The organism is Streptomyces sp. NPDC059201 (assembly GCF_042754585.1).
Lineage (GTDB): Bacteria > Actinomycetota > Actinomycetes > Streptomycetales > Streptomycetaceae > Streptomyces.
The window spans coordinates 555,395-579,024 of record NZ_JBHZBB010000003.1 but is presented as its reverse complement, the minus strand read 5'-3'; the positions used below and the strand labels follow the sequence as shown (position 1 = coordinate 579,024).

Sequence of the window (23,630 nt, the reverse complement as noted above, 5' to 3'; positions counted from 1 at the left end):
TATGGTTTGCCCTCCCCGCAACGGTACCGGTTCAAGCGTGCTTCGCGGTTTGCTCTTCGTACGCAAGAGATCAGCGCATGGCGGGAACAAGCCGTTCCCGTAAAGGAGGTGAGCCGCGATGAATGGCCCCCCGGTAGACCCGGTAACGAGTGCGGACCGCCCGCAGGTGCCCGACGGAGACCGGATCGACGACGCCGGGCACGACCAGGCCGTGCCGACCGGCACCACCGATGACTCGCCCGTGCTGGTCGCCCTCATGGCGCGGGTCTCGGAGGAGAACGGGATGCGCCGAGCCATCCGGAGCGGGACCCCGGGGATGCCCGAGTGAGGACCGACAGAGCGCGGACCTATGCCGAGTCCCCGATCACCCTTCCGATGACGTCGGTACCGCCCGCCGTGCCCGTCCCGGGCTGCACGACATGTGCGCTCGCGGCGGAGGGCGAGCGGTACAGCGTCCGCGTCCGCGACGAGTCGGCGGCTGCGGACTACCGCGTCGAGATACGCAATCACCCGCACGAGGAACCGAAGTTGACGATCAGGGAGGGTGCTCCGTGACCACGGCGCCGGCTGTCGCGGTCCCGGTGTACCGCATGGCCAAGCATCCCGGGCGGGAGTCCGAGGTCACCATGACGGCTCGCTGCCTGGACGGCGGGTGTGCTTGGGAGTCGGAGCCGACAACGGCCGACATGTCGTCGGGTGGGTGTGAAGCGCACACGGTCACGACCGGACACACCGTCTTCGCCGTGACGCTGGAGTACGTGGCGCTGGTGACCCGTGAGTGAAGGAAGCCGTGGCCGTCACGGTGACCGCTGTTCTCCTGCTGCTTTCTCTGGTCGTCGCCGTCCTCGCGGAGTGACGCGGCGCGCGTCGGTTTCGTAGAGCGGACGTGACCCGCTCGCGGTCTGACAGGTTGGTGCCGTATCCGGCAACCCTGCGGACCTGTCCCCCTCGAAAGGCTTGCTCATGAAGCGTGTTGTGGCCCGGCTCTGGCGGCTCATCCGGGGCCCGTTGCAGTGGCGCGTCCTGTGGTTCGCCCACGCCAAGTTCATGGTGGGCGTCACCGGTGTCGTACGCGACGACCAGGGGCGCGTTCTGCTCCTCAAGCACCGGATGTGGCCGCCGGAGCGCCCGTGGGGATTGCCCACGGGCTATGCGATCAAGGGCGAGGAGTTCCCGGCGACCATCGTCCGGGAGGTGAAGGAAGAGACCGGGCTCATCGTCAAGCCCGGTCGTCTGGTGAGCGTGACGAGCGGTTACAAGCTCCGTGTGGAAGTCGCCTACGAGGCACTGCACGCCGGAGGAACGCTGTCCATCGATGGCTTCGAGATCTTGGAGGCGCAGTGGTTCGAACCGGACTCCCTGCCGGAGGGGATGCAGGAATCCCACCGGCAGCTCATCAGGGGCACCACCCCGTCGTAGCCCCTCTGGCACCGAACGAAACGGTGGTCGGCGCGCGGGCGTCAGAGGCTCTGGCCTCCCTGCGGGCCGACACCGCCGTCCTCACCTCAGCCCACCCCGACCACGTGTTCCGCACCGCCACCGAACGTCTGGCCCGATGGCAGGCGGCGGGTCTGGACACGGGGGTCTTCCACGCCGGCTTCTACATGGCGTGGAACCGGTACGCGGAACTGGGACTCTCCCAGATGCTCCCGCTACACCGGGTGCTGGTCGGGGCGGAGTCCTCGCGCCCCGGCGCGTTCGGGGGCTTCCATCACCCCGACCAGGGTTACCGGCACTTGCAGATGGTCGCGTTGGTGACCATGCACGGTCCGTTGGGGAGCGACGTTCCCGAGCGGGCGAACCTGGCCCTACTCGACCTGTTGCGGGCCTACGCCCACGACTGTCTTCACTACGGATCCCGGCGCCGGTACGTGTACGTCGACGGGCGCTTGGTCCGGACGCAGTACGGCATCAACTTCCGTCGCGCGTCGGGGCGTACGTACTCCGCTGCTGACCCGAAGGGCGCGCCGCACACCCGAAACCTCGGTGTCGTCATGGAGGGCGCGTGCGACAGGGAAGCCCGCCGCATCGCCCGTGAGGCCGCTGCACGTGTCGGGGTCGGAGAACCCGAGGACGCGACGGAACGGCTCGCGTTCCGGGACGTGACGGGAACCCTGGCGGGGGAGGAGGCGACCGCTTCGGCCGATGCATCCACGGACGAGGTCACGCGCTACACCGGGGCGCTCTGGCGCTACGAAGCGGGGGTGAATCGGCGGTACGCGTCGTTCCTGGACGAGTTCGCTCCCGGTGAGCAGGAAGACCTACACACCCTTGTCCTGCGCTCGGTGATCAGCGGAGCGACCGGGGCCCTCTCGGGGTGGCTGGACGACCGGCACGGCCCCGGTACTTTCGCCGGCCTGTTCCGTACGCCGGAGTACTTCGACCCCGGAGTGCCCGTCTGAACGGTTCCCACGTTGTTCGTGCACCCGTCCCCAGGGTGCGCGGAGGGGCCTACTGCGCGTCCGCGCTGCGGTCGCGTACGTAGGTGCCCCGCTGCGGCACGGTGTAGACGTAGCCGAGTTCACGCAGGTGCCGCACGGCACGGCGGGCGGTGTCCCGGGCCACGCCCCATCGCTGGATCAACGCGGACTCCGAGGGGATCGGGCGATCCACCGCGAGCGTGCCCGACTCGATGTCCCGGATGAGCTCCGCCGCGATCTGCTGGTACGGCGGTGTCGGGGCTTCGTAATCAATGCTCGGGCTCATGGGGGGAAGCGTAGACAACCAGCCACAGTGAGAGCCGTAGCCATACGTAGGTAGACGAGGGTAGAGGAGTTGGTTACCGTCGAAACGAAAAACGCCCCGAGGAACCGATTAGGCCCGGTCCCTCGGGGCTTGCCGAAACAGCTTTAGGGAGCTGAAACGACCATGCGTGAGCTTATCGCCCTCGCCGCTATCGGACTCGGGTCCGTGCTCGTCCTCGCGGTCGTCCGTGCCATGGCCCCTCGCCGGCCCGGACGCCACACCGCCGAATTCCTCGCCGAGCTGCCCGAGCCTGCCCCTGCGGACCCGTGGGCTAAGCCGTGGCCCACCCCGACCCCCGAGCACGTTCGAGCGCTCTACACCCCGCTTCGTGGGGAAGACGTGGCGCTTACCCGCCCGTACTGCCGGATGGACACCACCATGGACCTCGGTGTGATCCGCGAACGGCGCACTGCTGCCGTCCTCGCCACGCTCGGCGTGGACTACGCGTACGGCTACGCGGGCGACCAGTTCGAAACCCTCGCCGGTCTCGCCGCTACAGGGGTGACCGCATGACCCGCGAAGCCTTCGCTGCCGAGTCCGCCCCCGCGAGGCGAGGCGCGCTCTGCTGCCGCTGTAAGCGCTGGACGTACGCGCCCGTGGAGGTCGGCTACATCGAGCGTCAGAGCGGCCCCGGGGTCGTCCTCTGGGGCTGCCCGAGCCACGCCGTGGCCATGACCCCCGCCCCGGTGCCCGGAGAGGGCCGGTCGGGCACGTAGCCCCCGCAGACAGCAAAACGCCCCGTGCGGCTCAACTGTCGTGCGGGGCTTCTGTGTTCTCTGACGTGCGCGTAAGCTCAGAACTGGTAGTCAGAGGTGTTGGGGTCCGCGAGGACGGCCCAGCCCGCGCCGTCCGGCTCCCGGCGGTCGGCCACGAGGGTCGCCCCGAGCTTCAGCAGGCGCTCGACCTCCGCGTCGCGCGTGGTCGTCGGGCGGAGGCACAGGTGGACGCGGTTCTTGACCGTCTTCGGCTCCGGGACCTGGCTGAAGTAGAGGACCGGGCCCCCGGGAAGCAGCACCTGCGTCTCGTGGGCGCCCGGCGCGTCCTCCGGGTCCAGCGGGGCACCGGTCACCTCGCTCCAGAACCGCGCCAGTTCATAGGCATCCGCACAGTCGACCGCCACGTTCTGCACCACCGAGATCATGCCGGTGATCTTGCCCGAACGCCGCGCGCCGCGCCACCGCCCGCGCTCAGCCCTTGGTGGCCGGGGCCTTCGGACCGCAGGAGAGGCGGGCCGCGTCCCGGCCCGGCGCGGAGTCCTTGAGGACCTTCGCCGGCTCGTCGCAGTCGAGGATGCCCGTGCCGTCGACGATCCAGCTCGTGGCGCGGCCGGCGGACGGCTTGCCCCCGGGGCAGGAGTAACGGAAGTCGCCGGTGGCCAGGCGTACGAAGCTGTACTGCACGATGGTGCCCGCGCCCTGGACGTCGGTGATGCCCGGGTCGAGGTCCGGCGCGGTGCGGCCCGCCTCGGCGAACGACGAGTCCTCGCCGCCGCCCCCGATGTGGGCGCCCAGCGAGCGCAGCGCGGCCGCCGCGTCCACCGCGGGGCCCGTCTCCATCGTCACGGCGGTACGCGGCGAGTGGAGCCGCGCGATCGCCCGCGTGAGCCTTCCGCCGCCCTTGCCGAGAGTCTCCTTCTCCGCGACCCCCGTCAGGACGTCCCGCCGCTCTACGTTGAACCACGTGTACGTACCGCCCGAGCACGCCGTCGGCGCCGAGCTCCGGGCCGCGTGGGACACGCGCTCGGTCGCGGCGGGCCGCGTGTCGCCGTCCGACGAGCAGGCGGCCGTGCCCGCGAGCAGGACGGTGGCCGCGCACGCCGCCAGGGCGTTCTTCATGGTGTTCTTCATGCTGATGATTCCCCCGTATCGCGCCATTGGTCGATGGCGGTACGGCGACCTTGCCCGCTACCGATCCGACGTGGCAAGCGACTTGAGCCACATTTGAGCGGCCCAGCAGGGGAGGAGAAGCTTCCGCCCGGGCCGCGCGGGCATCAGCCGGGGCGGGTCACCCGCAGGCCGGTCACCTCGAAGGACATCTCGCTCGTGCCCGGGTCCGGTGCGGGGTGGTAGCGGCCCGCGCAGACGGACAGGCTGACGATCAGGAAGGCGTGCCAGGACGGTCCGACCCCCCGCCCGTCCGCGTACACCTCGGTGCCGTCGACCCACCAGCGCACGGACCCGGCGCCGAACTCGGTCCGCAGATCCACCCAGCCGCCGGGGCGGACGGCGGGCGACCGGTAGTAGTGGTGGGTGCCCGCCACCCGGTTGGACAGCTCCAGGAGATCCGGGTTGTCCGGGTGGTACTCGAAGACGTCGACCTCCTGTCCGCCGTCGCGCCACGTCCAGATCGCCGGCCAGGCACCCGTCTCCACGGGCAGCCGTACGCGCGCCTCCAGCACGTCACCCGCCCGCACCTCGAAGCCCTCGTCGCTGCCCTCCGTCGTGAGCAGCCCGTTGTCCCACATCCCGTCGCGGCGGCGGGTGGCCCGGAAGACGCCGGAGCGGCTGTAGGAGGGATCGTCCACCAGGTGGTCGAGCTTGTTGTCGAGCGGATTGACCGGACCGCCCCCGGGATAGGCCCAGGAACGCCCGGCGACCCATTGCGCGGCCGACCCGAAGTCGGCGGTGAACAGGGGACCGTCGGGCGGCGACAGCGGCGGAGGCGGAGAGGACATGGCGGCTCCTGGCGGTGCGGACGGGAGACGACGGACACCGTCATGGCTCCCCGCACGCGCACCCCGCATGCGGAACCGCCCGCTCCTGTCGAGAAATCGTCACGGGCGTCACGGCGACGCCCGGCCGCGATCCCGGCCACGGCGCCGCGCGAGGGACGGCCTCGTCGGCCTCGTCGGCCTAGGTCCTCACCCGGCCCGGTGGCGCTCCACCAGCGGCCGCCACACCGCCTCCTGCGCCGGGTCGAGACGGCTGCCCCACACCAGCGCCTCACCCACGAGGCCCGGTATGTCCCGCGTGGCGAGGGCCGGTGCCTCCAGCATGTCGGCGAGTTCCTCCAGGTACGTGCCCAAGGTGTCGAGCTCGTCCGGCTGCCCCTCGTTGTAGCGGGACCAGCGGCCCAGGTACCCGGACTCGGTGTCCAGGTACCAGCCCGAGGTGCGGTCGGCCGCTCCGTGGGAGACGACCGGCACCCAGGCGGCCCTCCAGACGGTGAACCGGTCGTACTCCGGCCGGCGCGCGTTCAGGGCGTCCTCGTGCCGCTGGGCTTCCATCTGCTGCCGATGGAAGGCGGCGACGGCGTCGAGCGGCATCAGCGCCTCGTTCCCGGGCAGGCACCCCGCGCCCCGCACACCGCCGTCGCCCGCCGTCAGCAGCCACAGCGCACGCAGGTCGGCGGGGACCCGGACGCCGAGCTCCGCCTCCAGCGCGGCGATCCGCTCCGGACTCGCCCCGGGCGCTAGCGCGGCGTGGGAGCCGGGGGCGTGACGGCTCAGCCAGTGCGTGACGCGCCGCCAGGCGTCCTCGATCACCCGCGCGGCGACGGCCCCGGGCTCAGTCACGGTCACGGACGAGGCAGAACGGGTGCCCCGCCGGATCGGCGAGGACCCGCCAACCCCCCTTGCCGTCACCGCCGTCACCGCCGTCGAGCGCGGTCGCGCCCAGCGCGCGAGCCTCCGCCTCCGCGCGGTCCAGGTCCTCGACGCCCAGGTCGAGATGGAACTGCTGTGGGTGAGCGGGGTCCGGCCAGCGCGGCGGGCGGTGGTCCGCCACGCGCTGGAAGGCGAGGACGAGGCCGCCGTCGGTGTGCAGCGTCGACCAGTCGTCGTCGAGCGACCACCGGGGATCGGGCCGGTTCACCGCGCCCCCGAGGAGCGCCTGGTAGAACCGCGCGAGCTCCGTGACGTCCGGACAGTCCAGCACCACGCACTGCAATGGGGCGATCATGAGGGGAAGGGTAGATCAGCGGCCCGCGCCTGCCCAACGGGTCAGGCGGTGCAGCCGAGTTCCTTCTTCACCTTCGGTACAAAATCGAGGGTGAAGGTCTCGATCGCCTCGCGGCGTTCGGCGGTGCCGGAGCCGCCCTCCGTGCCGCCGTCCACGCTCACGTACGCGATGAGGTGGTCCACCCCGGGGCCGGAACAGGGCGTGGCGACCATGGAGTTGGAGTCGCCGACGGCGCCGAGGCCGGAGAACGGCAGGCCGGTCATCTTCGCGCGGGAGCGGAAGCGGTACTCCTCCGACGCGTGCATCGGGTCGTAGAGCTTGTCGACGCGATCGACCTGGAGACCGACGACCAGCGCGCCGTCGACCCGGAGCTCGCACCGGCTCCAGGTCTTGCCCTGAGGCGGGTCGACGACGGAGTCGCCGGTGACGGTCAGCCGCTCGCCGTCGACGAGGAACGGCGACAGGACCTTCTCGTCGAGCGGGACCCCGCAGGCCGCCTCGGGCACCGTGTAATCCCGGCCGTCCCCGCCGCACGCGGTCAGGGTCAGGGCGAGGGCGGGGGCGAGCACGGCGGAGGCCATGAGGCGCCCTCGTGTCGTCGTCATGTTCTCTGTCGTCCTCACTGCACGCCTCCCACGCCTTCGGCCTTCTTGTTGCCGTCGTTCGCGGCGCCCTCGATCTGAGAGTAGATGCCGTGGTTCTTGGAGTAGCCCTCGTGCGCGGGGTCCTCCGCCCACTCCTTGTTCTGCTGGTACCAGAGGTCGGCCAGGCCGCGCAGCTCCTCGCTGCGGTTCTCGTACGTCTTGGTGTGATCGGAGGTGGCCTGCGCGTTGATCCTGTTCTGCTCGTCCTCCAGCATCTTCGCGGTGATCATGTCCACCCCGCGCTGCACGGCGTCACCGGCCGGATGCCACGGCGTGAGGAGACCGCCCACGATGTGGTACCTCCACGACTTCTCCCACGAGGCGTCGGCGAGCGCTTCGCCCTTGTCGGTGTTGGTCGCCTGGTAGCGGGCCTCCTCCAGGAAGCCGATCGTGCGTCCCGCACGGTCAAGGCTGTCCTCCGGGTGGCCCTTCTCCGTCATGATGTCGGCCACGACCGACTGGTGCATGACCTGGGTGAGGGTCTGGTAGTCGTCCCGGTTCCGCGAGATCTGCTTGCTGACCTCCATGAGCTGGCCGGCGTCCAGCTCGTGCCGTCCGACCGGATCGCTCATCGCCTGGTGCACCCGGTCGCCGTGGTTGCCCAGCGCGTACGCCATGCTGTCGCGCAGCTCCGGCGGGAAGTCGTTGCCGGTGCTCGCGAGGATGGCGAGGGAGCGCTTCATGGCCTCCCGCTGCTCGGGCGTGTGCTCCGCGTACTTCTGCCCGGGCGCCTCCGGGTCGGTGACCCCCGAGACCGCCGCGAACATCGCCTTGCCGGCGGCGTCCCGGGCCTCGTTCGGCCCGTCGTCCAGCGGCGAGTCGTCGAAGTACCCCCGGTCCTTGAGGACCCACTCCGCGTTGTCCTGCGGCTGCTTGGCGTTGAAGAACTCCGTCGACGCGTCAGGGCTGTTGGCCAGGGCGGTCATGAACCCCGCCAGGGGGTCGCGGCCGAACTCCTCGTCGCCGATGAAGTTCATCTTCGGCATCTGCGCGCCGTTCCAGTAGCGGTCCGGGAGCCTCATCTCCTTCTCCTTGGCGACGAGATCGTTGCCGTACCGCGTGAGGAACCGGTCGTCGTAGTCGCCCGTGCGCATGAGGTTGCTCATGATCTGGTAGCCCCACACCTCGCCCTGCCGGGTGCGGTACCGCTCGCCCGACAGGCGCAGCATGTCGTTCTCCCACTGCCGCATGGCGGGGCTGTCCGACTGGGTGGCGCCGCCGAGCACGTACCCGAGGTTCTTCTGGAAGTCGCCGAGCTGGTTCAGCTGCGTCCGGGTGAGGTCCTTCGTGCTGTCCGGGCTCGACAGGTCGGCCCAGAACTCCAGCATCCCCTTCGGCCCCACCTGCGTGGCGAACTTCTCCTGGAACAAAGGGTCGTTGCGGTACGAGGCGAGCAGCCCGTTGAGCCTCTGGAACTCCTCGGGCGACATCTCGTCGCCCTTCCGCTTCAGCAGCTCGGCCGCTTCGTCGGCCTTGCGGAGCGCGTCGGCCGCCGCGTCGCGGTCCCCGTACCTCGCCCCCGAGAAGCCGGTCTCGGCCTGGTCGACGAGCGCCCGCAGCACGGTCGCCGCGGTCGTGTCGCTCTCCGTCGCCCGGTCCAGGATCCGCTGCACGTCGTCCCGCAGGTGCTGCGCGTCCTGCGGCGAGTGATCGGGTACGTCGTGCCCCTTGGCGGCCCGGTCCGGATGGATGAGCATCGTCACGGTGAAGCCGCCGCCCCCGAGGGACGTCACGGTGAGGTTCTTCGTGCGGCCGCGCTCCAGAGCCTGGTCCAACTGCTGCTTGTAGCTGACCAGTTCGTCGTGGGTGTCCTTCAGGATGTCGTGAATGCTCTGCGCCTGGGTGTGGGCGTCCGAGAACTCACCCGCCGTCTTGCCGATGAACCCGCGCGAGACCGTGGCGTTCACACCGGCCCAATCGGCCTTGTCCGCCTTCGCCTTGAGGTCGTCCCTGGCGCTGGTCTCCAGCGTCTTCAGCTTGTCGGCGACCCCCTTCCAGGCGGTGACGGCCTGCCCGAGCTGCCCGAAGCTGCCCTGCCGCAGCGACTCGAAGTCCATCAGCGCCGCGTCCTCTCCGTGAAGCCCTCGTCCAGCGTCGCGATACTGCTCACGACCCCGTAGATGTAGTGCTCGTCGCCCGCGTGGGCGTTCTGCGTGAAGTCCATGTGGTTCGAGATGTGCGCGCAGGCGTCCAGTAGCGTCTTCAACTGCTTCTCCCAGCGGTCCTGTACGTGATCCAGCGCCCCGCCCAGCGCGAAGCCCTGCGTACTCAGGTCCTTCGAGGCGGACTGGCTCACGGACCAGGCGTCCCGCCCGTACTTCCCCAGGTCGTCGAAGAGCCGGAACGCGGCGTCACCGACGGCCGCCAGATCCCGCTGACTGACCTTCAGATCCCCTCCGGGCGCCGCGGCCCCGGGGTCCTCGTCCGGAACCCCGTTCAGCAGCATGGCCGTCGACTGCCGCTCGACCGCCTCCGATTTGAGCTGCTCCCACTCGTCCCAGCCCATGAGACTTCCCTTCCCCCGTACGTTCCCCGCTGCTTCCGCCGGCGCCCTGGACGCGCCTGCGTGATCTTCGCTCGCAGGGTTGGGGGTGCTCAACGTTTCACGCGAGAGGGAGGGGAGATGTATGCGCTAATGTCAGGATATTCGCCCCTGGTGGGGAGAGGAAATGGGTGTCAGCACCCATCAGGCCCGCGGGCCGCGTCCTGGGCGGCCATGACGTCGTCACCGTGCTCGAAGGCCCACGCGCCGAAGGCGTCGATGGGCGCGAGCAACGTCCTTCCCAGAGGGGTGAGTTCGTAGGAGACGCGTGGGGGCACGGCGCCGGGCTCGGGGTGCCGGTCGACGAGTCCGTTGAACTGGAGCCGGCGCAGGGTCTCGGTGAGGACCTTGGAGCTGATGCCCCCGATCCGCTCCCGCAGTTCGAACGGGCGTCTGGGGCCGTCGCGCAGCGCCCAGATCACCACGGCGTTCCAGGTGTTGGAGAGAAGGTCGAAGGCGAGCCGGGCACGGCAGTCGGCGAGGAACGGGTCGCTGGTCACGTACCACATGGTGCCCGACGGGCCCTCTAGCGTCGGTACGCAAGGTCGAAGCAGGCGACGGAAAGGCGGCACGACATGAGGATCGGCGTACTGGGAACGGGCAACATGGCCGACGCACTCGCCACCCACTGGGCCCGAGCCGGACACCACGTGACCATCGGAGGCCAAAGCACGGACAAGGCGGCGAGGCTGGCGACCCGTATAGGGGAAGGCACGGAGTCGGGCTCGCTGCGAACGGCAGCCGAGGCAGGCGAGGTGGTACTCGCCGCGCTCCCCTTCGAGGCGGGAACGGAAGTGGTCAGCGAACTGCGCACGGCGCTGACGGGTAAGGCACTGATCGACTGCTCCAACCCGGTGGGCCCCGGCTTCCGGCTCCTGACCGAAGGAGGCCTCTCCGCGGCGCAGCGCCTGGCGGCAGCGGCCCCGGAAGCGCACGTGGTCAAGGCGTTCAACCTCTGCCACGAAGACGTGTGGCGCATGCGGCCCCCCGTCTTCGACGGCCGCCCTCTCTCCGTCCCGGTCTGCGGCGACGACGAAACGTCCCTGTCCCACGTACACACCCTGATCCGAGCCACAGGCTGCACCCCTGTCCCCGCCGGCGACCTGGCCCGCGCGGCCCTCCTGGAGGCCACGGCCGCCCTCTTCATCGGCCTCTGGGTGGGCGAAGGCGCGGACGCCCAGTCCATCGCCCCACCCCTGGCCTACGCGACGGGCCCGGCGAGCTAGCGGCCGACGAGCCGGCTGCTTATGCGGTGGAAGTCCATGACCCAGTTCACCAGCCACTCCTCCGTGCCCTCGGGGGCGAACGCCTGCTCCCAGCGGGCGGAGTCGGGGGTGATCTCCGACCAGCGGAAGCGGACGTGGACGGGGTGGCCGGCGTAGTGGTCCTCGCCGTGGAACTCGCCGGTGCCGTCCTCCTCGAAGCGGCCGCGGACCGGGGGGTCCAGGCGGCCGGTGCGGGTGCTGGACCAGTTCAGGGTCCACTCGTCGGTCTCCGGTTCGTACAGGCGCAGGGTCAGACCGCTGAACGACTTCGCGGGGAAGACGATCTCGTCGACGTGGGCGCGTCCGCCCCAGTGGAGGCGGCCTGTGGTGTGGCCGTCGAACTCCTCCCAGCCGGCGGCCGGGTCCAGGAAGTCGACGAGGCGGCGGTTGCGGACGGTGAACGCGCCGTCCAGGAAGTCGAAGCCGTGGGAGGTCATGCGGGTGCTCCGTCCGTGGTGCGGGTCGCTGTCGTGCCGGTGCGGAGGGCGTCCGCCAGGTAGGCGGGGAGGTCCGGGGTGTCGGGGGCGAGGACGTGGCGGATCCAGGCCGTGCGCTCGTGGTCGAGCGGCGCCAGTTCCCAGACGCAGCCGATCCAGCCTCGGTCGCGGGCGGTGCCGGTGACGGGGACGAAGTGGGTCGGGTCGGTGTCGGGGCAGTCGAGGGCCGGCTGCCCGGCCGCCGCACCCGCGAAGTGGAGGACGTTGTCCCACGCCCAGCTGTAGACGTTCAGGTATGCGCCCGTGTCGCCGCCCCGGTGGAGGACGACGAAGCTCGCCGCCGGGGTGCCGTCCGGCTCCGGCAGGAGGTCGGGGAGCAGGGCGTAGGCCGCCTTCTCCACCTCCGGTTCGATGCCCGCCGGGTCCGCCGTGACGTGGTAGCGCTTGATGTGCCGGCCGCCGATGTCGACCGGTTCCAGCGCGACGAGGTACTTCTCCGCGAAAGCCATGGCTGGACTGTAGGAGGACTTCACTGACACCTTGTGTCAGTGAAGTCGAGCCGTCTGCTGTCGATCCTGCTCCTCCTGGAGACCCGCGGCCGGATGACCGCCGCCGACCTCGCCGAAGAGCTGGAGGTCTCCGTCCGCACCGTCTACCGGGACGTCGAGGCCCTGCACGCCGCCGGAGTCCCGCTCTACGGCGACGCCGGGCACCGCGGCGGCTACCAACTGCTCGCCGGACACCGCTCCCGCCTCACCGGCCTGTACGCGCGCGAGGCCGAGGCGCTCGTCCTCGCCGGACTGCCCGTCGCCGCCGACGAACTCGGCCTCGGCGGCCACTTCGCCGACGCCCAGCTGAAACTGCGCGCCGCCCTCCCGGCCCCGCTGCGCGACCACGTCGACCGGCTCCGCACCCGCTTCCACATCGACGCCCCCGGCTGGTACGCGGAGGACGCCGGCGCCCCGTTCCTGCCCCAGGTCGCCGAAGCCGTACGGGCCGGGCGCGTGCTCGCCGTCCGCTACCGGCGCTGGAAGGAGCCGACCGATGTCGACCGGCGGCTCGCGCCGTACGGCCTCGTGCTCAAGGCGGGCCGCTGGTACCTCGTCGCAGGGCCCGGCCCGCGCACGTACCGTGTCGACCAGATCCTCGGCCTGACCGTCACCGACGAGGAGGCGGACATCCCCGCCGGCTTCGACCTCGCCGCGCACTGGCGCGCGAGTCAGCGGGACTTCCACGCCCGGCTCCACCAGGGCGAGGCCGTCGTCCGGATCTCCCCGCGCGGAGCCGCCCGCCTCACCGGCGCGGCCGCCCGCGCCCTCGCCGAGAACGGCGTCCCGGAACCAGACGGCTGGACCCGCGCCACCCTCCCCGTCGAGAGCCCCGACCACGCCCACGACACCCTCCTCGCCCTCGGCGCCGAGGTGGAGGTCCTCGCCCCGGACGACCTCCGCGACCGCATCACCGCCACCGTGCGTGCCCTGGCCGCCCGCTACCGCTGACACGGCAGGGGCGGGGCCTCGGTGCCTCGGGTGGCGGGCCGCCGCGCCGGGGATGCGCTTGCGGGTTCCCCGCGTACGGGACAAGGTCGGGCGGACACCTCACCAAGACGGAGAACGATGTCCACGCACCCCCACCCCGACACCCTCGGCCCGCTCGACGACGAACTCGTCCGGGCCGCGGCGGACGTCGCCCGCACCCGCTGCCGGGGCGACGACCACAGCATGGCGGCCGCGGGCCGCGCCCGGGACGGCCGCATCATCACGGCGGTGAACGTCTACCACTTCACGGGAGGCCCCTGCGCCGAGCTGGTCCTCATCGGTACGGCCGCGGCCCAGGGCGCGTACGAGCTGGAGACGATCGTCGCGGTGGGCGACGGCGGCCGGGGCGTCGTTCCCCCGTGCGGCCGGTGCCGCCAGGTCCTGCTCGACTACTTCCCCCGCATCCGGGTCATCGTGAGCGGCGAAGACCGCGCCCGCGCCGTCCCCATCGCCGAGCTGCTGCCCGACAGCTACGTCTGGGCCGACCACCAGCCCGACAGCGACTAGAAGGCGGGGGCGCGGGCCAAGACTCGGGCGCGCCCCTCACTCCGGGCGGCTGAAGCGGCGGGCCGCCCACATCAGGGCCAGGACGCCTCCCGCCAGCAGCAGGCCCGCTTCGAGGAGGAGGGGTGGCTGCTGTCCGGCCCATTCGACGCCGGGGGCGGCCGCCTGCTCGGGCACGCGCAGGGTGATGGAGCGGCGCAGGACGTCCACTCCGTACGCCAGCGGGTTCGCCGCGGCCGGTACCTGCGCCCAGCCGGGCAGGGACGCCAGGGGGAAGAAGCCGCCGGAGAGGAAGAGCAGCGGCATCATCACCAGGCCCAGCAGCGTGTGGAACGTCTCCGGCCGGCGCAGCCCCACCGCCAGGGCCAGGGACATGGCCGTGATGGTGAAGGAGGCGAGGATCATGCCGCCCAGCAGCATCGCCAGCAGGACGGGGTCGTACGGGAGGCCGACCGCGCCGGCCAGGCCGAGGAGCACGGCGCCCTGCACGGTGGCGACCAGGGTGCCCCCGGCGCAGCTGCCGAGCAGGAGGGTGACGCGGCTGACCGGGGCCATCAGGAGCTCGCGGAGATAGCCGCTCTGCCGGTCGGTGATCAGGCGGATCCCGACCATGATGGCCGGGGTCTGCACGGTCATCATCAGCATGCCGGGGAAGAGGTACGTCTGGTAGCCGACGCCCAGCGAGGCGGCGGGGATCAGCGCCGCGAGGCCACCGCCCAGGATGAAGAGGTACAGCACCGGGTGGAGCAGCATCAGCGCCGTCGGGGTCCGCTGGCAGGCGAGGCGGAGCAGGTCGCGGTGGATCAGGGCGTGCATCGCGCGCAGTTCGCGCCGCAGGCGGGGCAGGCGATCCGCGCCGACGCCGTCCGGTTCCCGCAGGGTGAGCGTCGTCATCGGCCGCCGCCCTCCGGGGTCATGCTGCGGCCGGTGTGGTGGAAGAAGACGTCGTCGAGGGTCGGCGGGGTCGCGGACGCGGCGTGGACGGCGATGCCGTGGGCCACCAGCGCCGCGCACAGGCGGGGGATCCAGGCGCTGCCGTCGGGCACCCGCAGCCAGAGCCCGTCCGCGTCGACGGTGACGGACCGGTCCGGGGGCGCGAGGAGGCGGACGACCCGCCGGGCGGCCTCGTCGTCGCTGGTCCGCAGCGCGACCCGGTCGTCCCCGATCGCGGCCTTCACCCCGTGCGGGGTGCCCTGGGCGACCAGCCTGCCCCCGTCGATGATGGCGAGGCGGTCGCAGTGCTCCGCCTCGTCGAGGTAGTGGGTAGTGACGAACAGGGTGCTGCCGTGCCGGTCGCGCAGGGTCCGCAGGTGCTCCCACACGCGGGCGCGCGCGTGGGGATCGAGGCCGGTCGTCGGCTCGTCCAGGAACAGCACGCCGGGGGAGTGCAGGAGCTGGCGGGCGATCTCCAGGCGCCGCCGCATGCCGCCGGACAGGGTGCGTACGGGGGAGCGGCGCCGGTCGGTCAGGTCGGCGAGGTCGAGCACCTCGGCCGTGCGGCGGCGGACCTCGGCGCGGCGGAGCCCGTACAGGCGCGCGTGGATGCGCAGGTTCTGCTCGGCCGTCAGGTCCGGGTCTAGGGCGCTGTGCTGGAAGAGGAGGCCGACCCTGCGCCGTACCCGGTCGGGTTCGGTGAGCACGTCGGCGCCGGCCACGGTCGCGTGACCGGAGGTGGGGAGGGTGAGGGCGCAGAGCATCGCGATCGTGGTGGACTTCCCCGCGCCGTTGGGGCCGAGGAACGCGAAGGTCTCGCCCCGGCGGACGTCCAGGTCGAGGCCGCGCACCGCGTGGGTGGTGGCGCCGTCCGGGGACCGGTAGCTCTTGACCAGGCCGCGCGTGCTGATGGCGTGCGCCGGCCCGGGAGGGTCGGCCCTGGGGTGCGGGGCGGCCGTGCGGGTGGACTCGTGGTCACCGGTGTGCAGCTGCATGCGTCGGGTCCTCGTCGCGGGGGCGTCGGGCCGGGCGGGCGGGGCCTGGGCCTCGCCCCGGCCGGTGGCTGTCCCGGGACAGCCACCGGCCGGGGGAGGCGGCAGGGTTACGCGCAGCTGATGCCGATACAGACGGTGTTGAGGAGCGTGAGCAGGCCCACGCACTCGCACGTCGCGGCGAAGGGCGCTCCGTCCGCGCCGACCGGGTCGGTCTCCGGAAGGGCGTGCAGGCGTGCGAGCAGGTCGAGGTCCTGGTTCTCCATGGCGTTCTCCTTCTCGGTGAGGATCCCAGCGGTTCGCCCGTGGGGGGCGCCGCGGGTGCTCCGCGGGTCGCTGGGGGATGCGTGGTGCGATATCTGCGAGATCCCCGGGGAACGGGAATCCCTGGGGAGTCCCTGGGGGATCTCTGGGGACCGGCGGCGGGCTCTCCGCCGCTCAGACCGGCCGCTGGAGCATCCAGTGCCGGGGCTCTGTGTGGCGGACCCGCAGGAGGAACGCCAGGATTCCGGCGGACCCGTCGCTCCAGCCCGTCGAGACGTCGCCGTACTCGTTGGGGAAGACGACGTGACCGCCGCGGTGGGACCGTTCGGCGACGAGCAGGCGGGCCAGGTCCTCGGCCCGCGCGCGGTGCACCGGGTCGCCGGTGGCCTCCGCCAGGTCGAGGAGGAAGTCGCCGTTGCCCGCCAGGCCGTGGCACTGGGTGAGCGCGGCGCGGGAGGCCCGCTCCACGACGGCCCGGCCCGCGCGGCGGGCGAGGTCGCCGAACCGGTCGTCACCGGTCGCCCGCCACAGCCGCACCAGGAAGGAGCCGATGCCGGCCGAGCCGTGGCACCAGTACGGGGCCGTGGGTACGTCCCCGGCCTGCGCCGGCCACTGGGCGGCACCGTCCACGTCCACGGCGTGGGCCACCAGGAGTTCGCCCGCCGCCAGCGCCAGCTCCCGGTCCTCCGCCCGGCCGGTCACGGACGCGGCGGTGAGGAGGAAGCAGCCGATGCCCGAACTGCCGTGGGCGAAGCCGAGATACCGCTTCCCCGCCTCCTGCGCGACCGCCTCCGCCGGAACCGGCCAGCTCGCCCCGGACGCCTCGCGGCGCGCAGCGGCGGCGAGCCGGTCGGCCGCGTCGGCCACCAGCCCGGCGAGGCGCGGATCGCCGGTGCGCTGCCACAGATGGGCGGCGGCCAGCCCGCCGCCCGCCGTGCCGTGGGTGATGTCGTGGCTGGGCGTCGTTTCCTGCGGCGCCAGCGCCAGGGCCAGCGCGTGGTCCATGAGCGCCTTGTCGCCGACGGCGCTCCCCGCGTCGTACAGCGCCCAGGCCGTGCCCCGGGTGCCGAAGTGCAGACCGGGGCGGGCGGAGCGCGTATCGGTGCGGTCGGCGATCCAGCGGCCCGCCGTGGACAGCAGCTCCGGCAGGCGGGGGTCGGCGGTGAGCTCGAAGTACCGTGTCAGCACCGCCAGGACACCGGACGCGCCCTGCTGCACCGTGCACGGGTCGGTCTCGCCTGCCCTGGTGGAGACGGGCCACAGGCGCCCCTCGTCCTCCGGCGTCATGGTGTCGACGAGGTGGTTCACGATGCCGGTGACGGCGGCGTCGATCGCGTCGTGAGGGGCGGTGCGAGGGTCGTGGTCGGTGCGGCTGTCCGTACGAGCCTGACGGGCCGCCTTCGTCCGCGTCAGGGCCTCCCGCGCCCTCGTCGGGTCCCAGCGCTCGGCGGGCTCGTCCCGCATGAGCCCGAGGATCAGCTCCCGCATGCCGTCGGGGAGTCGTACGGAGGCGGTGCAGGCGGTCAGCCAGTCGGCGAGGCGGTCCTCGGCGGGCCTGTCGGCCGGTTCCTCGGCCAGCAGGTTCGGCACCTTGCCCGTGAGGACGAAGCACACCGTCGCGCCGAGGCTGTAGTGGTCGGCCGTCGGCGAGACCGGCGCGTCCACCAACCGCTCGGGGGCGCTGAAACCGGGTGTCCCCACCCGGGTCGGGAGCGCGACGTCGTCCGTCAGGACGGCGAGCTCCAGGTCGATGAGGCGCAGCTCCCCGTCCGGCCGGACCATCACATTGCCGGGCGTGAAGTCCCGCAGGACGCAGCCGCGCGCGTGTGCCGCCGCCACCAGCTCCACCAGCCGCGCGACCTGGGCCGTCGCCTCGGCCCGGTACCGCTCGCCGCCGACGTCACGGAAACGCTCGGCGACCCAGGTGCGCAGCGGCACACCCGGCACCTCCTCCTGCGCCAGGAAGAGGTGGCCTCCGTGCTCGAACAGCGCCAGGGGCTCCGGCGCGAGACCGGTGCCCTTCAGCTTCTCCAGGGTCCGTGCCTCGGTGCGCAGCCAGTCGCGGACGTCGGAGCCGGAGGCGTCGGCCTCCACGTGCGGCCGGGTCTCCTTGATCACGACCGGCGCGCCGGTGCGGACGTCGCTGCCCCGGTAGACACCGCCCTTGTTGGTGTGCCGGATCGCCTCCCGTACCGCGTACCGGCCGCCGACCACCACCGGGCGGGGTGCCGTCTCCGCGGGGCGCGGCGCGACGGGCACCGTGGCCGGGAACGGGCTCACGGCCCACTCCGGAGGCGCGTACTGTCCGGTCCGCTTGTCCTCCACCGGATTGCCGTCGGGGTCCTCGTAGTACCAGACCAGCAGGCCCTCGTCGGAGAGGCGGCGCCGGCCGACGAAGGCGCCGTACCGGTAGTGCACCAGGCTGTTCACGGCGTACGGCTGGTCGGAGAGGATCCGGGGGCCGGTGAGTCCCGCCGTCGCCCGGTGCAGCTCGCCGGCGATCCGGGCCGCGTCGGCGTCGGAGCGCGGGTAGACCGTCAGGAACTTGCCGGAGCTTCCGCGCGGTGTCGCACGGGAGTTGAGCGCGCTGACCCGCTCCAGCGAGCGCGCGAACTTGAACCCCGACGTGTCCGCCAGCAGCACTTCCAGGGCCTTCGTGAGGACCTCGGGCGCCGAGGCGACCGATGCGGACAGGTGCAGCTTCCATCCCTGCCGGCGCCGCTGGCCGGACGTGGGCGCCACCCGGCACCACATGTCGTCCGACTCGGTCGTCCAGAGCCCGCCCGTGCCCGTGGCGAGCAGTGCGCTGTGGAGGAGGTCTTCCAGTACGGCTTCGGTGGCCTGACTCGTCATGCCCATCCCTCTCAACGGCGAGAACCGCTGGCGGGAACGTGCCCGGCGCACGTGTCGGGCCCACATACCGGGGGCCGGATTCACCGGTTCCGGCGAGCGCGCGCCGGAGTTGTCCCACCCTGAGGTGCGACCGGCGCACAAGGGCGCACGGCCGCGCGCTCAGGGGCGGAAACGGCCGTGCGGGGCAGCTGGTGTCACGGCTTCAGAAACGTCCCGACGTGCCGGTACAGGGTGCCCGTGCCCCCGAACTCTTTGAGGACCGCCTCCCACACCGCCTCGATGTGCGCCGCCGCCTGCTCCTCCGACAGCCACTCGGAGAAGCTGAGGACCTTCGTCCCGTCCAGGCTGATGTGCAGGTGCGCGGCGACCGCGCCGGGGTAGGCGCGGTCCGCCCCCTCCGAGGTCTCCTCCGCCGCCAGCAGGCCGTCGAGCCAGTCCCGGGCCGCCGCCTCGTCCGCCGTGTCGAAGAACGCGACCGGGAACGACTCGGGGAGCGCCTCCGGGTCGGCCGGAGCGGTGCCCAGGACCGCGCGGTAGTGGCGGAAGGGCGTGGCCGTCGGCACGCCCGCGTGCGGGAGGGCGCCGAGGCCGGCGGGCCAGATGGCGGCGGGGGCGGCCTCGGTGAGGGACTGCTCCGACTCCCACTGGGTGTAGGTGAGGACCGAGTCGCCGGTGTTGTCGACGTAGACGGTGAACGACCTCAGGCCCCGGGGCCACGCCTCCGGGTCGGCCCCGAGGCGCGCCACCGCCTCGGCCACGGCCGACCCGCGGCCAGGTCCCTCGACGGGCACGGTGGTGACGAGCGCGACGGCGCTCTCCGGGCTGTCGAGGACCGGGCGGGAGGTGGTGGGGTTCTGCGGGTGCGGCACGAGGAGCCTCCTGGGCGTGCGGCCGGGGGGTACGGGGGAGGGGCAGGGGGACGGATCCAGTCTCCGTGTCGCGTACGGGCCGCCCAAGAGTCGCCGTTTCAGGTCTTCGTCAGATCTTCGAAAGGTCCGTCTCCGGATCCTTGGCCCGCGTCAATTCCCTTGCAGGAGCTGCTTGGTGATGTCCTCCAGGCGGTGTGCGGCCGCGCGGTCGAAGTCGGGGGAGTCGACGCGGAGGCGGTGGCCCTCGACGAAGGCGCTGAGGGGTGCGGCGGGCGGGTCGTCGAGGGCGTCGACAATCGGGGGCAGGGCCGCCGACACGGGCTTCGCGCGCTGCTGCATCGACCTGATGTGCCGGAGCGTCTCGGCGTCGTACTCGCCGGAGAAGCCGGTCGCGGTGACGCCGGGGTGGATGAGGACGTACCGGATGCCCGTGGTGGCGGCGTACCGGTCGGCGAAGGCGACGGCGAGGAGGTCGTTGAGCTTGCCGCCGTGGCCGAGGGCCGCGCCGCCGTGGTAGCCGTACCGGAGCTGGAGGTCGTCCCAGCGGACCACGCCGAGCGGCGCGCCGGGCCCGGCGACGTTGACGACGACGGGCCGCTCGGCCTTGCTCAGGACGGGGACCAGCCCGTGGCCCAGGAGGTAGCGGCTGAGGTAGAAGAGCGCGAAGTTCTCCTCGTACCCCTCCCGTGTCACCGTGCGGCGGAAGCGGTAGTGGCGGGCGCAGAGGACCAGCGCGTCGACGGCGGGCGTCTGGGCGGTGATCTCGTCGATCGCGGCCGTCGTGTCCGCGAGCAGGCTGAGGTCGGCGGTGACGAAGCGCGCCCGGTCGCCGGCGCCGCGGGCCCGGGCGCGCTCCAGGTACGCGCGGCCCTTGGCGGGGTCGCGGCCGATGACGAAGACGGTGTCGCCCCGGTCGAGGTGGCGCTCGGCGAGGGCCTTGCCGATGCCGTCCGTGCCGCCCGCGATGACGAGGGTGCTCACTGCTTGTCTCCCTGGGTGGCGGTGGCGGTGGCGGTGGCGGGCTCGGCGGTCGTCGCGGTGGGAGGCGTGTCGGCCTCCGTGGTCGGCTCCGGGGCTTCCTTGTGGGGTTCCGGGCGTCCGGGGAGCTGGGTCGCGGCGGCCAGGGTGACGACGAGGGCGATCGCCACGGTCCAGGCGGCGGCCCGGAAGCCGCGGACGGCGTCGCCGTCGCCGGCGGTCTGCACGACGAGGGCGACGGTCGCGATGCCTACCGAGGCGCCGAGCTGGTTGAGCATGTAGAGGACGGAGCTGCCCTGCGGGACCAGCGCGGACGGCAGGGTCCGGTAGAGGGAGGCGATGGTCGGGGCGCCGACCGCGCCGAGCCCGAGGCCCAGGGTGAACGCTGCCAGGGCCGTCAGCACCTCGGGGGTCTGTGCGCCCGCCCGGGTGAACGCCAGGGCGCTGAGCGTGGCGAGGACGGCGCCGCCCAGTACCAGGGGCCGGGAGCCGAGCCGGTCGGAGAGCCGCCCGGTGAGGGGCATCGAGAGGGCGGACCCGACGCCGAGCGGGGCGAGCAGCAGGGCCGACGCGAACGTGCCGTGTCCGCGCGCCTGCTGGTAGTAGAGGGGCAGCGCGAAGAGGAAGGCGAAGGTGGCGAGTCCGACCAGCGAGCCCACCGTGACGCTGGCCGAGAAGCTGCGGCGGGTGAAGAGGCGCAGGTCGATCAGGGGAGCCGTACGCCGGGCGCCGAGCGCGTGCACCGCGTAGCCGCCGAGGAGCAGGACCGCCGCGGCGAGCGGGACGAGGACCTGCCACGCGGCGAAGGCCGCGCGCTCGGCGGCTTGCGAGAGGGCGAGGACACCGGCGGCGACACCGGGGCCGATCAGGGCGATGCCGGTGATGTCGAGGCGTGCGACCTGGGTCCCGGCCTCCGGCGCGTCCTTCGGGACGGTCCGCAGCGCGAGGATCAGGGCGACGATCCCGATCGGGATGTTGACCAGGAACATCCAGCGCCAGGAGAGGCCCTGGAGGATGATGCCGCCGACGACCGGGCCGAGTACGGGACCGCTGGAGCCGACGACGCCCATGAGACCCATGACGCGGCCGGCCCGCGCGGGGCCCGAGGCGCGGGCGAGCAGGGTGAGCATCAGCGGGTCGAGGAGTCCCGCGCCCAGGCCCTGCACGACGCGGAAGACGATGAGGCTCGGCGCGTCCCAGGCGAGGCCCGAGCCGATCGAGCCGGCGAGGAAGACGACGAGGCCGACGAGCCAGAGACGGCGGCCGCCGAAGCGGTCGACGGCCCAGGTGGTGACGGGGATGGAGACGGTCAGGGCCAGCAGATAGCTGGTGGACACCCAACTGACCGTCGCCAGTGAGGTGTCGAGGTCCCGGGCCAGGGTGTCGGCGGCGGCGGCGATCATCGAGCTGTCGAGGATCCCCATGATCCCGCCGAGCAGGATGACGCCGATCAGCCGCCGCAGGGCGGGATCGAGGCGTCCGTCGGATGTGTGTGCCATGACTCTCTCTTCCGGAGGTCGAGCAAACTGCACTGGCGGGTGCACTTTATGGGGATGGCTGGTGCGACTGCAACCGCGTGTGCGCTCAATTGCACTCACCAGTGCAGTAGTTGGGTCGGGGCGGTACGATGGCGCGGTGACCGGAACCAGTGCAGCGACGAAGGCGGCGAAGGCGATCGATGCGACGAAGGCGGCGGCGCCCGCCAGGCGGGGCGCGTCCCGCGGCCGTATCGACAAGCGCGAGGCCATCCTCGGCGCCGCGTTCACGGTGTTCGCCCACCGCGGCTACGCCCGCGCGTGCATGGAGGAGATCGCCGAGGTGGCGGGTGTCGCCAAGCACACCGTCTACAACCACCTCGGCGACAAGGAGAACGTCTTCCGCAGCGCCCTGGAGGCGGCCGCCGACACCGTCATGGCCGAGAACCTCGCCGTCGTCGACCAGTTGACGGCGGATGGGGTCGGTGTCGGGGGTGAAACCCCCTTCGGGCCGGACGAGTTGCGTGAGACCCTGGCCGGTGTCGTGCACCAACTCCTCTTGCGATGTTGCGACGAGCGCTCCTGGTCGCTGCGCCGCCTGCTGTACGCCGAGGTCGCCCAGTTCCCCGACCTGCTCGACGTCGTCTGGGGGCGGGGCGCGAGCCGGCTCAAGCAGTCCCTCGCCGACCGGCTCGCCCGCCTCTCCCTCGCCGGACACCTCCGCCCGTGCGACCCCGCCGAGGCGGCCGAACAACTCCTCGCCCTCCTGACCGGACCCATGGAGGCCCGCTCGCGCCTCGGCACCCACCGGGTCTCCGAGGCCGAACTCCATGCCGTGGGCGGCGCCGCGGTCCGTACCTTCCTGGCGGCGTACGGCCCCGTGGCCTGAACCTTTTTGTGAACGCGGGTGAACGCTCCTTTAAGACGGTGCCCGCGCCCCGCCACGGCGTCGGATCTGGTGAATGATCAAACAGATGACGGCAGTTGGAAGGGGAGGCAGCGTGCACGTCTTGGTCGTGGGGACGCCGGCGGACGGATCCGGCTCTCCGGCCGCCCGGCTGGAACGGCTCGGACACGACGTCACCTGTGCCGCGACCGGAGCCGAGGCCCTCACCCTGCACCAGGACGCGGACCTCGTCCTGCTCGACCTGGACCTGCCGGACATCGACGGTCTGGAGCTCTGCCGGCGCATCCGCGCCCTCAGCCAGGTCCCGGTCATCGCGTTCACCGACAGCGGCACCGAACTGGACCGGGTGCTCGGGCTCTGGGCCGGCGCCGACGACTGCCTCGACAAGCCCTACGAATTCCGCGAACTGGTCGCCCGGATCGAGGCCGTCACCCGCCGCACCCGCCCTCGGGAACTCGTACGGGAATCCCTCACCGTGGTCTCGATAGGGGCTCTCCGGGTCGACGCGGAATCACGCGAGGTCCTGGTGCGCGGGCGCCTCGTGGATCTCACGCGCAAGGAATTCGACCTCCTCTACTACCTCGCGCAGAACTCCGGGAAAGTCGTCAGCCGGCAACAGCTCATGAAGGAGATATGGGGCGACCCGCGCGGCGAGGAGATCGGCGCCCGCGCCAGCCGCACCGTCGACACCCACGTCAGCTCCCTGCGCAGCAAACTCGGTGACAGCGCCTGGATCCGTACGGTGCGCGGCGTCGGATTCCGGCTCGGCGCCGGATAGGCCGCCG

Annotated in this window: 30 protein-coding genes; 11 read left to right on the top strand and 19 right to left on the bottom strand. The window is 72.2% G+C overall.

What is annotated here, in order from left to right; genetic code table 11:
- Positions 1 to 166 precede the first annotated feature (166 nt).
- The 4 genes from ACFXMG_RS12890 (at position 167) to ACFXMG_RS12875 (ending at position 2,402) form a co-directional block, all read left to right on the top strand.
- Complete coding sequence (locus ACFXMG_RS12890) at positions 167 to 328, top strand: hypothetical protein (protein ID WP_359171494.1); 162 nt, start codon at positions 167 to 169, stop codon at positions 326 to 328.
- 262 nt (positions 329 to 590) lie between these two features.
- Positions 591 to 782, top strand: coding sequence for a hypothetical protein (locus ACFXMG_RS12885; RefSeq protein WP_384900941.1), 192 nt, complete (start codon positions 591 to 593; stop codon positions 780 to 782).
- Between the two features lie 181 nt (positions 783 to 963).
- Positions 964 to 1,419, top strand: coding sequence for an NUDIX domain-containing protein (locus ACFXMG_RS12880; protein WP_383829736.1), 456 nt, complete (start codon positions 964 to 966; stop codon positions 1,417 to 1,419).
- Positions 1,341 to 2,402 (top strand): hypothetical protein, encoded by a 1,062-nt coding sequence (locus ACFXMG_RS12875; RefSeq protein WP_384900937.1) that lies wholly within the window; start codon positions 1,341 to 1,343, stop codon positions 2,400 to 2,402. The genes ACFXMG_RS12880 and ACFXMG_RS12875 overlap by 79 nt, the downstream gene beginning before the upstream one ends.
- 49 nt (positions 2,403 to 2,451) lie before the next feature.
- On the opposite strand, the gene ACFXMG_RS12870 is transcribed toward ACFXMG_RS12875, so the two are convergent.
- A complete protein-coding gene (locus ACFXMG_RS12870; protein ID WP_359171485.1) occupies positions 2,452 to 2,706 on the bottom strand; it encodes a winged helix-turn-helix domain-containing protein in 255 nt (84 codons plus the stop codon).
- 162 nt (positions 2,707 to 2,868) lie between these two features.
- Between ACFXMG_RS12870 and ACFXMG_RS12865 the strand changes: the two genes are divergently transcribed.
- The gene (locus ACFXMG_RS12865) at positions 2,869 to 3,258 is read left to right on the top strand and encodes a hypothetical protein (RefSeq protein ID WP_383829730.1); all 390 of its coding nucleotides are present in this window, start codon (positions 2,869 to 2,871) and stop codon (positions 3,256 to 3,258) included.
- A complete protein-coding gene (locus ACFXMG_RS12860) occupies positions 3,255 to 3,461 on the top strand; it encodes a hypothetical protein (protein WP_383829727.1) in 207 nt (68 codons plus the stop codon). Before ACFXMG_RS12865 ends, ACFXMG_RS12860 begins: the two co-directional genes overlap by 4 nt.
- A 77-nt stretch (positions 3,462 to 3,538) precedes the next feature.
- Here ACFXMG_RS12860 and ACFXMG_RS12855 read toward each other — a convergent pair whose 3' ends face one another.
- The 9 genes from ACFXMG_RS12855 to ACFXMG_RS12815 all read right to left on the bottom strand — a co-directional run bounded on the left by ACFXMG_RS12855 (position 3,539) and on the right by ACFXMG_RS12815 (position 10,330).
- Positions 3,539 to 3,886, bottom strand: coding sequence for a VOC family protein (locus ACFXMG_RS12855; protein WP_383829724.1), 348 nt, complete (start codon positions 3,884 to 3,886; stop codon positions 3,539 to 3,541).
- Positions 3,887 to 3,932: 46 nt separating this feature from the next.
- Positions 3,933 to 4,592: a hypothetical protein gene (locus tag ACFXMG_RS12850; RefSeq protein ID WP_383829722.1), complete on the bottom strand. Its 660-nt coding sequence runs from the start codon at positions 4,590 to 4,592 to the stop codon at positions 3,933 to 3,935.
- A gap of 143 nt (positions 4,593 to 4,735) precedes the next feature.
- Entirely contained in the window at positions 4,736 to 5,419 is a 684-nt protein-coding gene (locus ACFXMG_RS12845) for a beta-glucanase (RefSeq protein WP_383829719.1), read from the bottom strand.
- A 186-nt stretch (positions 5,420 to 5,605) separates the two neighbouring features.
- Positions 5,606 to 6,265 (bottom strand): SMI1/KNR4 family protein, encoded by a 660-nt coding sequence (locus ACFXMG_RS12840; protein WP_383829716.1) that lies wholly within the window; start codon positions 6,263 to 6,265, stop codon positions 5,606 to 5,608.
- Positions 6,252 to 6,644 carry a VOC family protein gene (locus ACFXMG_RS12835; RefSeq protein WP_383829713.1) on the bottom strand — a complete coding sequence of 131 codons (393 nt, stop codon included), beginning with the start codon at positions 6,642 to 6,644 and terminating at the stop codon, positions 6,252 to 6,254. Before ACFXMG_RS12835 ends, ACFXMG_RS12840 begins: the two co-directional genes overlap by 14 nt.
- A 41-nt stretch (positions 6,645 to 6,685) precedes the next feature.
- Positions 6,686 to 7,249, bottom strand: coding sequence for a hypothetical protein (locus ACFXMG_RS12830; protein ID WP_383829710.1), 564 nt, complete (start codon positions 7,247 to 7,249; stop codon positions 6,686 to 6,688).
- Positions 7,250 to 7,263: 14 nt separating this feature from the next.
- Positions 7,264 to 9,345, bottom strand: coding sequence for a hypothetical protein (locus tag ACFXMG_RS12825; protein WP_383829708.1), 2,082 nt, complete (start codon positions 9,343 to 9,345; stop codon positions 7,264 to 7,266).
- Positions 9,345 to 9,794, bottom strand: coding sequence for a hypothetical protein (locus ACFXMG_RS12820; protein ID WP_383829705.1), 450 nt, complete (start codon positions 9,792 to 9,794; stop codon positions 9,345 to 9,347). The genes ACFXMG_RS12825 and ACFXMG_RS12820 overlap by 1 nt, the downstream gene beginning before the upstream one ends.
- Before the next feature lie 170 nt (positions 9,795 to 9,964).
- A complete protein-coding gene (locus tag ACFXMG_RS12815; RefSeq protein ID WP_383829702.1) occupies positions 9,965 to 10,330 on the bottom strand; it encodes a winged helix-turn-helix transcriptional regulator in 366 nt (121 codons plus the stop codon).
- A gap of 75 nt (positions 10,331 to 10,405) precedes the next feature.
- Between ACFXMG_RS12815 and ACFXMG_RS12810 the strand changes: the two genes are divergently transcribed.
- Positions 10,406 to 11,056, top strand: a complete 651-nt coding sequence (locus ACFXMG_RS12810; protein WP_383829699.1) for an NADPH-dependent F420 reductase — start codon at positions 10,406 to 10,408, stop codon at positions 11,054 to 11,056.
- Here ACFXMG_RS12810 and ACFXMG_RS12805 read toward each other — a convergent pair.
- Positions 11,053 to 11,532: a hypothetical protein gene (locus tag ACFXMG_RS12805; RefSeq protein WP_383829696.1), complete on the bottom strand. Its 480-nt coding sequence runs from the start codon at positions 11,530 to 11,532 to the stop codon at positions 11,053 to 11,055. The genes ACFXMG_RS12810 and ACFXMG_RS12805 overlap by 4 nt on opposite strands.
- Complete coding sequence (locus ACFXMG_RS12800) at positions 11,529 to 12,041, bottom strand: hypothetical protein (RefSeq protein WP_383829693.1); 513 nt, start codon at positions 12,039 to 12,041, stop codon at positions 11,529 to 11,531. Before ACFXMG_RS12800 ends, ACFXMG_RS12805 begins: the two co-directional genes overlap by 4 nt.
- A gap of 39 nt (positions 12,042 to 12,080) precedes the next feature.
- Between ACFXMG_RS12800 and ACFXMG_RS12795 the strand changes: the two genes are divergently transcribed.
- Together ACFXMG_RS12795 and ACFXMG_RS12790 are read left to right on the top strand one after the other, a co-directional pair.
- Positions 12,081 to 13,031: a helix-turn-helix transcriptional regulator gene (locus ACFXMG_RS12795; protein ID WP_383829690.1), complete on the top strand. Its 951-nt coding sequence runs from the start codon at positions 12,081 to 12,083 to the stop codon at positions 13,029 to 13,031.
- A 117-nt stretch (positions 13,032 to 13,148) separates the two neighbouring features.
- Complete coding sequence (locus ACFXMG_RS12790; protein ID WP_383829688.1) at positions 13,149 to 13,577, top strand: cytidine deaminase family protein; 429 nt, start codon at positions 13,149 to 13,151, stop codon at positions 13,575 to 13,577.
- Between the two features lie 36 nt (positions 13,578 to 13,613).
- On the opposite strand, the gene ACFXMG_RS12785 is transcribed toward ACFXMG_RS12790, so the two are convergent.
- The 7 genes from ACFXMG_RS12785 to ACFXMG_RS12755 form a co-directional block, all read right to left on the bottom strand.
- A complete protein-coding gene (locus ACFXMG_RS12785) occupies positions 13,614 to 14,468 on the bottom strand; it encodes an ABC transporter permease (RefSeq protein ID WP_383829685.1) in 855 nt (284 codons plus the stop codon).
- The gene (locus ACFXMG_RS12780; RefSeq protein WP_383829682.1) at positions 14,465 to 15,502 is read right to left on the bottom strand and encodes an ATP-binding cassette domain-containing protein; all 1,038 of its coding nucleotides are present in this window, start codon (positions 15,500 to 15,502) and stop codon (positions 14,465 to 14,467) included. Before ACFXMG_RS12780 ends, ACFXMG_RS12785 begins: the two co-directional genes overlap by 4 nt.
- A 107-nt stretch (positions 15,503 to 15,609) precedes the next feature.
- Positions 15,610 to 15,765 (bottom strand): VenA family class IV lanthipeptide, encoded by a 156-nt coding sequence (locus ACFXMG_RS12775; protein WP_383817042.1) that lies wholly within the window; start codon positions 15,763 to 15,765, stop codon positions 15,610 to 15,612.
- 172 nt (positions 15,766 to 15,937) lie between these two features.
- Entirely contained in the window at positions 15,938 to 18,616 is a 2,679-nt protein-coding gene (gene lanL, locus ACFXMG_RS12770) for a class IV lanthionine synthetase LanL (protein WP_383817039.1), read from the bottom strand.
- A gap of 194 nt (positions 18,617 to 18,810) precedes the next feature.
- On the bottom strand, positions 18,811 to 19,485 hold the full coding sequence (locus tag ACFXMG_RS12765) for a hypothetical protein (RefSeq protein WP_383817036.1): 675 nt from the start codon (positions 19,483 to 19,485) through the stop codon (positions 18,811 to 18,813).
- A 150-nt stretch (positions 19,486 to 19,635) separates the two neighbouring features.
- Positions 19,636 to 20,466, bottom strand: coding sequence for an SDR family NAD(P)-dependent oxidoreductase (locus ACFXMG_RS12760; protein ID WP_383817033.1), 831 nt, complete (start codon positions 20,464 to 20,466; stop codon positions 19,636 to 19,638).
- Positions 20,463 to 21,962, bottom strand: coding sequence for a DHA2 family efflux MFS transporter permease subunit (locus ACFXMG_RS12755; RefSeq protein ID WP_383817030.1), 1,500 nt, complete (start codon positions 21,960 to 21,962; stop codon positions 20,463 to 20,465). Before ACFXMG_RS12755 ends, ACFXMG_RS12760 begins: the two co-directional genes overlap by 4 nt.
- 175 nt (positions 21,963 to 22,137) lie before the next feature.
- On the opposite strand from ACFXMG_RS12755, the gene ACFXMG_RS12750 reads away from it, so the two are divergent.
- Together ACFXMG_RS12750 and ACFXMG_RS12745 are read left to right on the top strand one after the other, a co-directional pair.
- On the top strand, positions 22,138 to 22,827 hold the full coding sequence (locus tag ACFXMG_RS12750) for a TetR/AcrR family transcriptional regulator (protein WP_383817057.1): 690 nt from the start codon (positions 22,138 to 22,140) through the stop codon (positions 22,825 to 22,827).
- A 112-nt stretch (positions 22,828 to 22,939) separates the two neighbouring features.
- Positions 22,940 to 23,623: a response regulator transcription factor gene (locus ACFXMG_RS12745; RefSeq protein WP_383817027.1), complete on the top strand. Its 684-nt coding sequence runs from the start codon at positions 22,940 to 22,942 to the stop codon at positions 23,621 to 23,623.
- The last annotated feature ends 7 nt before the right edge of the window (positions 23,624 to 23,630 follow it).